The 9,583-nt window shown below is 62.5% G+C and carries 8 protein-coding genes; 1 reads left to right on the top strand and 7 read right to left on the bottom strand.

Going from position 1 to position 9,583, the window contains the following annotated elements:
* Positions 1 to 132 precede the first annotated feature (132 nt).
* The 4 genes from WKW80_RS36720 to WKW80_RS36705 form a co-directional block, all read right to left on the bottom strand.
* Positions 133 to 627: a hypothetical protein gene (locus tag WKW80_RS36720; RefSeq protein WP_340368482.1), complete on the bottom strand. Its 495-nt coding sequence runs from the start codon at positions 625 to 627 to the stop codon at positions 133 to 135.
* 1,478 nt (positions 628 to 2,105) lie between these two features.
* Complete coding sequence (locus WKW80_RS36715; RefSeq protein WP_340368481.1) at positions 2,106 to 2,270, bottom strand: toxin-antitoxin system YwqK family antitoxin; 165 nt, start codon at positions 2,268 to 2,270, stop codon at positions 2,106 to 2,108.
* A gap of 138 nt (positions 2,271 to 2,408) precedes the next feature.
* Positions 2,409 to 2,582, bottom strand: coding sequence for a hypothetical protein (locus WKW80_RS36710; protein ID WP_340368480.1), 174 nt, complete (start codon positions 2,580 to 2,582; stop codon positions 2,409 to 2,411).
* Positions 2,579 to 2,800, bottom strand: a complete 222-nt coding sequence (locus WKW80_RS36705) for a cupin domain-containing protein (RefSeq protein WP_340368479.1) — start codon at positions 2,798 to 2,800, stop codon at positions 2,579 to 2,581. The genes WKW80_RS36710 and WKW80_RS36705 overlap by 4 nt, the downstream gene beginning before the upstream one ends.
* A 305-nt stretch (positions 2,801 to 3,105) precedes the next feature.
* Between WKW80_RS36705 and WKW80_RS36700 the strand changes: the two genes are divergently transcribed.
* Positions 3,106 to 3,693, top strand: a complete 588-nt coding sequence (locus WKW80_RS36700; RefSeq protein ID WP_340368478.1) for a recombinase family protein — start codon at positions 3,106 to 3,108, stop codon at positions 3,691 to 3,693.
* A 727-nt stretch (positions 3,694 to 4,420) separates the two neighbouring features.
* On the opposite strand, the gene WKW80_RS36695 is transcribed toward WKW80_RS36700, so the two are convergent.
* From WKW80_RS36695 to WKW80_RS36685, 3 genes are all read right to left on the bottom strand, one after another.
* The gene (locus WKW80_RS36695) at positions 4,421 to 5,758 is read right to left on the bottom strand and encodes an HlyD family type I secretion periplasmic adaptor subunit (RefSeq protein ID WP_340368477.1); all 1,338 of its coding nucleotides are present in this window, start codon (positions 5,756 to 5,758) and stop codon (positions 4,421 to 4,423) included.
* Positions 5,755 to 7,473 carry a type I secretion system permease/ATPase gene (locus tag WKW80_RS36690; RefSeq protein ID WP_340368476.1) on the bottom strand — a complete coding sequence of 573 codons (1,719 nt, stop codon included), beginning with the start codon at positions 7,471 to 7,473 and terminating at the stop codon, positions 5,755 to 5,757. Before WKW80_RS36690 ends, WKW80_RS36695 begins: the two co-directional genes overlap by 4 nt.
* A gap of 58 nt (positions 7,474 to 7,531) precedes the next feature.
* On the bottom strand, positions 7,532 to 9,583 hold a 2,052-nt coding region (locus tag WKW80_RS36685; RefSeq protein ID WP_340368475.1), incomplete at its 5' end, for an Ig-like domain-containing protein.

The raw sequence follows: 9,583 nt of genomic DNA, 5'->3' as shown, positions 1-9,583 counted from the left end.
GTCCTGCGGGCTCAGCTTCAACTCTGTTTGGCGCATGACTACACCTCCGAACGTCTTGTGATGACATGCAGAGTGTATTCATGTTCCGTTATTTACGTGTTGATGTACTAGCGCAATTGTGATTAGAAGCGCCTACTCGAGCATCGGGCATACGGGAAGCAATCGCCCGGTTCCGTTGAGCGGCGTTATAAGATTTCCGCCTTGATCGAAAATGAAGTTGAAATTGCCTATTCCCAAGACCAATCCAGCCACAGGATCCCCGAGTAGATTACGTCCGTTCACGACATAGACTTTATTGAATGATTGATCCTCATGGAACTTTGTGGTGCCCGTGATATTTAGCGTGACCGTTTCTTTTGTATTTAGATTCGTCAGTGTTACATTCTGGTTGGGGCTTGTAGTTAGAGTAATAAAACGGGGACCGGGCAATGTCAAGGTACCTGTTTTTCCCTGAATGTGTCCCTGCAAGGGGAAATTGCAAGCGTAAGGAGCATCTCCGGGATTGATTACGAAAGTTTGATCGATTGGTCCGGGCGGGGCCTGTTGTGCCACTACGAGATGTGGCGTTTGAAGTGCTGCAAACACGGCAACGCCCACCGAAAGCTTGAGAAAGCAGAGATTTTTCATTGAAGAATCCTTGGTTGAGTTGCAGAAGTGGGGGCGCTTTGTGTTCGCACCCTCTCGCGATCATGTCGCCTCGATGACTCCCCTTGAACTCTATGGCACCGCCGATGCTATCGTTCAGCAATTCTCCAAAGGCGATTTCGGTTGCTGGAAAAGCTGCTGAGCCGCAGTAGAAATGATGGGGCGGCGGGTTGCGTCAAACTTAACCATGTTGATTCGCTGCCTCCGATCGGATTACGGCGATGACGATTCACTCGCAATAGGTGCGCGAGCCAGATAGACAAACAACACTGCGGCGAAGCCTGTTGCCACTACTGTCGCCATTAAATCGCGGGCTTCTCGGACTTCATCTTTCCCGTCTCGGACCGCCTTCACGAAAGTCTCATTGGGCTTCGTCCTAAGCGAATCAGGAACGGTGCTGAAGGGCCGTGTATCACTCCCCCAGAAGCTGCTGCAGCCGACTCGTCCAAGCGCACGGTGACCTGTCCAGTCGTTCAGACGGCATCACAACGCCCGAATTAGCGTTGTTTGGAACTCGCAATCTAAACACGAGGAGACTTGCACTAACAATCTTCTCAAAGGTGGTGTGCAAGGTAGTTCCCGCCTTTGGAAGCGCGAGAAATGTCGACGCGATGAACAGCGCAATTTATAAATGGCGAGAATAGTCTCTATTTCTGCCCTGTAAACAGGTCAAAAGTATTAGAGCTTCTTTGGTGCAAACGTTGCACTGCAGTGGTGCTAGCTGGCTTGGTTTTTTGAGATCACGTCCGATTCAGTGCGCTTCAGCGCTTCAGGCCCCACTGCGATGTGGCAACGGCCGTGAATCCTCTGGCTCGAAGTCGTGTCGAATGTTCGTCGGGCTGCGGTTCATGCCGAAATTCGAACAGAGTTCCAACACAAGCGCTCCTGCCATGCGGAGTGGATGCCGCGACCGAACTGAATATCGGCGGTTCGACCAACATGGACAATCGTTTGCGAAGCCGGGGCACTCCGCAGCCGGCGAAGGACTCCTTGTGGCCGGCTCCCGAAGTCCAAGCGCAACTTCGCTCCCGCAACTTCTCGCCTGCCGAAGCATTTCGTTGCCGGGGCGCACTTGCGAAATCGGGAAATCGGAGCAGGGCAGGGCGTTCGTCCGCCAGGTGGCGAAACCTTCGACCTCGCATCTCAGGTGAGGGCTTTGTGGGAACGAACGGCCACTTTACCGGCAACTTTACCGACGGGGTCGTATTGCTCCAGAGACGCACGAATTTGGAAAAGATAAAGTGACCCGCGTAATTGCCCCGACCGGCAAGCGCGCGTGCGCGGCGGACCGGTGCGACAGAAGTTGATCCGTACTCGGCTCCATCGCGTTTCCAGGGCCTTCGTTCTGGGCTCGGATCTGTAGCCTCTACCTTCCCTGTTTAACGTTCCCGGGCCAAGCCCCGCAAAACGTCGCTCGCCGATTCATTTCGGACGCGGGCGCAGGTGTCAGGTTGTGGTCGTTACTTGCCTGTTGGCTTCATCATGGTGACTTTGTACACCGCACCACGCTTGTCGTAGGTCGTCCACGTTCCTACTTGGACTCCAAGCTCGAAGTAGCCCGAGCGCATTCGGACGCCATCCTTGCGGAACCATTCCCAGTAGCCGTTTAACAAGCCGTCGAGCATTTGACCTCGGGCTCGGACCGTACCATCCTTGAAGTATTCGACTCGCTCTTCTGGTACTGGCACCTGGCCTCCATTGTCCGCTGATGGCGCATGCTGCCGCCCGAGTGAACGCCGTGTCGGGGACGAGCCGCCCCCAATTCACGAAGCCAGGAACTCAAGGCCGTATTTGGCGGCGATATCCTTGGTCTCCTGCGAAGCCTGGCGCGTCGGGCTGCCCGTATCGAGCGCTGAGACTTCGGCTATTAAAGCATCGAAGACTCCACCGGGCGAACTGATGAAGAGCTGGCGGCCTAATTCCGGTCCTGTGTTCAAGAATCCGTGCGGTGTGCCCGGGGCACAAACACAACGTCCCCAGGGCCCAGCTTGAGCAGCTTGCCGTCGAGGCGAAAGTCGTAGTGCCCCTCGCAAATGAAAAATGTCTCGTCGTAAGTTGCGTGGCGGTGATAGCCAGCACCAGAGTCCGGCGGCTCGATGGCTTCGCAGACCGTATATGCATTCCAGCCCTCTGCAGCGGTCGTCTTGAACGTCATCGTCATCCTGCCGAGCCTTTAGCTCTTACCTTCGCCCGGCTGAAAATGCGTGGGGGATGCATCGCTCTTTCCACATCGTCACCTCCGCTGCACCGAGTATGCGCCGGATGCCAACGGCCGGTGTTTGAGGCGCGGGTGACGTTCCGCTTCTGGCCGACAGTAACGCGTCCGAATTGGGTACACCCGTATAAGACATGGTGGGAGCCGCGCAACTTTGTCTATCTAGGATCATTTTTGGGATTGTTTGACATATTCCATGATGCCTCTTAGAGTTCAAATGCACAAAGCATAGGAACTGCCCTCCCATGAACACACAGCGCCACACCGCCGCAAGGCACACCGGAAAACGCATCGGCTACGTTCGGGTTTCCAGTGTGGGCCAGAACAATACCCGGCAACTGGATGGCGTTGAGCTGGACAAGACCTTCACGGACAAGGCGAGCGGCAAGGACACCCATCGGCCTCAGCTTCAGGCGATGCTCGACTACGTACGCGAAGGCGACCACCTGTTCGTGCACAGCATGGACCGCCTTTCACGATCCTTGAGGGACTTGCAGGATGTGGTGGAGGCGCTGACCGCCAAGGGGGTGTCGGTGACGTTCATGAAGGAACATCTCACTTTCGCCAAGGACGACAGCGATCCGATGTCGATGCTGATGCTCCAGCTGCTCGGCGCCATCGGTCAGTTCGAGCGGTCTCTGATCAAGGAACGCCAGCGTGAAGGGATCGCGATCGCAAAGGCCCAAGGGGTCTACAAGGGGCGTAAGCCGGTCCTCGACGCTGACGCAGCCAGGACGCTCCGGGAGATGGCTGCGCGGGGCGTTCCCAAGGTGGACATCGCGGAGACGCTCGGCATCTCCCGGGCCAGTGTGTACGGGTATCTAAAGGCATGACCGCCCTAGCGCCCGCGGGCGGTGCCAGCCCGCACGAAGCAGTGGCCCAGACCGAGTTGTTTGATGGCGACGTGACTCGGTCCCTGCTCGATCAGTCATCAGCTCTTCAAATCGCTGGTCGGCCTCGCGAGCCCTGGCGCGGCGATCCGGATCGCTTCCAGACAGGCGCCAGGGTCACTTGGTGGCCATTGGGTTTTGTCGTGACCTATCACCAGCCTTGAAAGTCCAGCGCCTGTTCAGGAAATTTCCCACACAGAGCTGCTTCATGAAGCCAATGCACCAAGTAATCAGGATGGGGCCGGTGGTTGGTTGGTTGCAGCCAGGCGCGGAGCAGCGTCAAAACGACGGCCCCGGCAAGTCATCTGGACGAAGGTCAGCTGCTCCTTCACGGCCTCATGGCGCTTCTTGTTCTGTGCACCATCGAAGCCAGTCAGCCGACGCTGACCCTGGTCCAGTCGAAGAGTACAACTAACGGAATGTTTCGAGTACTGGGTGCTTGGGGTCCCAATGTAGGCATGCATGCAAGCAAACGCATCCATGACCCTTATTTGAGGAGGATTGAACGCCGGGCTTCGTGCTACGTCAGGCATGACAAAACTTACGCTGCACGCGAGAGCTCGCCGAAGGAGCGCGCCATGATTGCCGCCTTGAGCGTCCAGCACAGCGTTGACCACCTCGGCCGGCACCACCAGCGCCAGCAGGCGAATGGGCCGTAACAGTCGGCTGATCAACGCTCCCGCATGGAGCGCCGCAGGACCTGAAGGATCGGCTCCAGGAAATACTGAAGCGCGGTCCGCGTCTCTCCCGTGACGTAGACCTCCGCGGGCATGCCCGCTAGCAGCTTGAGGTCTCCCGCCTCCGACAGGGAAGCTGGATCGGCCTCGACGAGCACCGAGTAGTAGGGGATGTTGCTGGCCCGCTCCACCAGGCGGTCGCCAGAGACATAGACGACCTTGCCATGCACCAGATGCGTCGTGCGGTACTGGAAGGCCGTGAACCGGACGTCCGCCGGCTGCTCGCGCCGGACACGGTTGATGTCCTCCGTTCGCACGCGTGCCTCGATGAGCAAGCGGGCACCCTCGGGAACGATGTCCGCGATCGTCTCGCGCGGCGGGATCACCGCGCCGGGCGTCGAATACTTGAGGTCGATGATTTCACCGCTGGCCGGCGCCGTGATCACCTGGCGCGCCGAGGCGTCGAGCGACTTGCGCCGCTCCTGCTCGATCTCGGAAAGCCGCGCCGCCGTGGCCTTCCGCTGGTCGCTCGCCTGCTGGCGATAGTCGCTCTCCAACGAGCGGATGCGCAGATCGGCATCGACCGCGCGCTGCTGGGCGCGCGCCAGCTCCGCGCGTCGTTCCTCGATCTTCACGCCGTAGTCGGCGACAGCGCTTTCCAGCTGGGCAATGCGGGCGGTTGAGATGAAGCCGTCCCTGAGCAGCTTCTTGTTGGTTTCAAGATCGCCTTTCTGGAATTTCATCGATTCGCTCGCCTGCACGATCTGGGCGCGCAGCGCGCCGATCTCCTCCGCTACCTTTTCGCGCTGCGAACGAAGCAATTGCACTTGTCCCACCAACGCATCGCGCCGCGCCTCGAACAGCGCGCGTTCCTTGTCCATCTGCTCGGCCAGCCGTGGGTCGACTGCCGCAGTTTCAACCACGTCCGGTGGGAAAGTGATCGCGCGCGCCAGGGTCTGCTCCGCGTCGAGCCGCGCCAGGCTGGCGCGCTCGGTCTTGACACGGTGATCCAGCCGGTTCCTGTCGGCGTCCACCGACACGTCGCCCAGTACCACCAAGGGCTCTCCCTGCCGCACGCGCTGGCCGTCGCGCACCAGCACTTCACGCACGATGCCGCCTTCCGCATGCTGCACCGGACGCCGGTTCAGGTCCACCTTCACATGGGCCTGCGCCACCACGGCGGACGACAACGGCGCGAAGCCCATCCAGGCCGCGATTGGAAGCACGCCGCAGACAAGGACGGCGACGCCCCAGTTCGCAAGACGGCGCGCGTCGCGCAAGTGCAGCGCCAGGGGATCATTTGCCGCGACGCCATGGGCCGTGTTGTTCATGACACTTTCTCCGCCGGGCGCGACGGCATCATCACCACCTGGGCACCGCCCATGCCCGTGCTCTGGCTCGATCGCTTGATCGTCTGCATGACCTCTTCCACCGGCCCGTATTGCTGCACGCGACCGCCCTCCAGCACCAGCAACTTGTCCATGTGCTGCACCAGCGTGCTGCGGTGCGTGACGACGATCACCGTGACTTGCCCACGCAGCGCCCTCAACGCCCCTGCGAGCGCCAGTTCGCCGGCTCCGTCCAGGTTGGAGTTCGGCTCGTCCAGCACCAGCAGCTTCGGGTTTCCGTAGAGCGCCCGTGCCAGTGCGATGCGCTGGCGCTGGCCCGGCGACAGCATCACGCCCATGGTGTCGATCACGGTGTCGTAGCCCTCGGGCAGCGTCAGGATCAGCTCGTGGACACCGGCTCGCTGCGCTGCCTGCACGACTTGCAGCGAGTCGACATCGCCCAGCCGCGCGATGTTGTCGGCGACGGTGCCCGCGAACAGTTCGACGTCCTGCGGCACATAGCCGAGCCAAGGGCCGAGCTCTTCGCGTGACCATTGCGACAGGTCGACGTGGTCCAGTCGCACCACGCCGGCGTGGGGCCTCCACAGACCGGTCAGCAGGCGCACCAGGGTCGACTTGCCGGCCCCGCTCGCGCCGGTGATGGCCAGCGACTCGCCGGGCTCCAGGCTCAGCGATACGCCGGCAAGGATCATCCGTTCGCTCCGCGGGACCCGGAACACCAGGCCTTGTGCGTGCAGCCGGCCGGTCGGGGCCGGCAACTCCATGCGTTGTGGCTGGCGCTCGGCGGCGTCCAACAGATCCGACAGGCGCGTGAAGGCGAGACGCCCCTCGGCCAGCACGCGCCAGCTCCCTACCACCTGCTCCACCGGCGCCAGCGCCCGGCCCAGCAGGATGGTGCAGGCCACGAGGATGCCCGACGTGCCTTCGCCGGTGATGACGAGGTACGCGCCGAGCGCCTGCAGCAGGACCTGTACCGACTGGCGTGTGGTACGCGTGAGCGCCGCCATCGCCACCGACTTACGCGCGGTCGGACCTTGCAGCGCGGCAACGCCGGCGCTCAGATGGCGCCAGCGCGCGATCAGCGCGTCCCCCATTCCGAGCGACTGCGCCAGCTCCGCGTTCTGCATCGAGGACTCGAGGTAGTGCGTGGCCTTGGCGGCTTCCTTTTGCAGCGCTTCGATGTCGCGGCGGGTGACCCGGTCGTTCGCCACGGCAAGGAGGATCATCAACACGGACGCAGCCGCGGCCGCCATGCCCAGCAGCGGATGCGCCAGCCAGATGACGGCGACGTAGATGAACGCCCAAGGCGTGTCGAACAGCGCCAGCAGCCCCTGGGCGGAGAACAGGTTGCGCAGCGCCGCGACGTCGCGCAGCCCTTCGGACGGCGCTCGCTCGGCGCGGCTCGCCGTGTGGGCCAGCATGACCTTGGCCACGGTCGGAGACAGATGCTCGGCGATCAGATGGCCCGCGACGCCTTGCAGCCGGCTGCGCAGGTAGTCCAGCACCAGCATCAGGCCGAGGGCCACGGCCACGCCGAGCAACAGCACCAACAGCGTCTCCTTGCTTTGGCTCGTCAGCACGCGGTCGAAAACCTGCAGCATAAAGAGCGCAGGCGCGAGCAGCAGCAGGTTCACGAAGAAGGAGAAGCCCGCGACCACAAGGAGCGGCCGCTTGAGCAGTTGGAGCAGAGGCTTCATGAACTCGGCGACTTCCCGTGTGGGCCGCCAGCTGCGTTGGCGGACAGCGCGCCGGAAGTCACAGGCCGACCTTGATGTCGTTGTTGTCGAATGTGTCGGCTGGATTGCTGAGCGTCAGCGTCGCCACGAGCGTACGGTTGGCGGCGCCGAGGCCGTCCGCGTCGTAGTAGAGGTTGCCCGTCGCGCTGTCGTAGATCACGTGCACGCCTGCACCCACCGTGTCTCCCGCACCACCACCGTTCAAGGACGCGAACTCGGCCGCCGACAGCGTGTTGCCATTCGCGGTCGAGAGCGCCGAGAACGTGCCGAGCGACAGCTCGATCAGGTCGCCACTCCCCGCCGACCCCGAGGCGTTGAAATCGGTGATGTAGTCGACCGCGTTCGGCGCCGAGTCGAAGACGAAGGTGTCGTTGCCGGCGCCGCCGGTCAGCGTGTCGGCGCCTGCCCCGCCGACGATGCGGTCGGCGCCGGCGAGTCCGTTGATCACATCGTTACCGCCGCCGCCGCGCAACTGGTCGTTCGACGTCGAACCCGTGATCGTGTCGGCGAATGCCGTGCCGATGACGCCCTCGAAGTTCTTGTAGTTGTCGATGCCAAGGCCTGCAGCACTGGCATTGAAGGTCGTCGCGGTGCTGCTTTGCGTCAGCGTGAACGTTAGCCCGGCCGTGCCGTCCGAGAAGTCGAGCAGGTCTGCGGTGCCGCCTGCGCCGTCCAGCGTGTCGTTGCCGGCGCCGCCGCGAATGATGTCGTTGAATGCGCTGCCGATGAGGGTGTCTGCCAAACCCGTGCCAATCACGCCTTCGATGTTCCGGTACGTGTCATTGGTGCCGAGCCCGGCGGTACCGGTTGCGATGCTGGTCGATGTCGCACTTTGGACCAGCGTGAAATTGACTGCCACGGTCCCGTCCGAGAAGTCGAGCAGATCCTCGGTGCCGTCGCCGCCGTCCATCGAGTCGTTGTTGCCGATGCCTCCTCGCAGGACGTCGTTGCCGGCGCCGCCCGTCAGGGTGTCGTTGCCGTCGCCGCCAATCAGGAGGTCGTTGCCGGCAGAGCCGATCAGCGTGTCGGCCCCGTTGCCGCTCCCTCCGACGAAGACGTCGCCGGCCGCACCGCCCGTCAGGTTGTCGGCGCCGCCGCGGCCATCGATGAAGGAAGCCTGGTAGGTGCCGGTCGCGCTGAGATCAAGGGAATCGGCGCCGTTTCCGCTGGACAGGGCTCTGATGTCTATCGTCGCCGTTGCGGTCGAGGTGCCCCCGGCGCCGTCCGACACGGTGTACTGGAAGCTGCCGGCCGTGGCTCCCGCTGTGCTGCCGCTGGCGAAGCTGATCGTGCCGTTGGCAGCGTCCAGGGTCAGGCCGGAAATTCCGACCGCGCTGCCGACGCTAGTGATCGACATGGCAAGTCCGTCGATGTCTGTATCGTTGCCGAGCAGTGAGTTCACGGACAGCGTGACGAGCGTGTTGTCCGACACGATGATCCTGTCGGCCACCGCGACCGGGTCGTCGTTCACGGCGCTGACGGTGATGCTCGCCGTGTCGGTCGCGTTCGAGAACGCGGAGCTGTCTCCATTCGTCACGGTGCTCAACTTGGTTCCTGCTGCGCCGCTCGTCTGATCCCAGGCGCGGAAGGTGATGCCGTCGCTGACCGTCCCGTTGAAGTTCGAATTCCCCTGGAAGTAGACACGCGTGTTCGCGTCCGCAGCCAGCAGCAGCGCGGACGCGTCCGACACCGCGCCCACCGCCGCCCAGTTGGCGCCGCCATTGGTGGAGTACCACCAGCTTCCGTGGGTCGCATTCACGCCAGTCAAGGCGATGCCGGTCATGGCGCCGCTGTCCGCATCGGTCACGTTGTCGAGGCCGCCGGTCGGCGGGTTCAGATTCACCAAGCTCGACACCAGCGTCCCGACAGCCCCGGCCGGTGCACCAGCATCCTCGTTGACCGATGCCAGGATCGGCGTTGCGGCAGCACTCAGGACGGGTGCATCGTTGGTGCCGGCGAGGGTCACGGTCACCACCTGGTTGGCCGTGCCGTCGGAGGACACCGCGGTGAAGCTGTCGGTGAGCGACTGGTTCGCGCCGAGCTGCTGGATCGCCTGCTGGTTGTTGCTGGC

The sequence above is a fragment of the Variovorax humicola genome, assembly GCF_037889915.1.
GTDB lineage: Bacteria > Pseudomonadota > Gammaproteobacteria > Burkholderiales > Burkholderiaceae_C > Variovorax > Variovorax humicola.
Note: the sequence above shows the minus strand (reverse complement) of the source record. Positions and strands in the feature narration are given on the sequence as shown.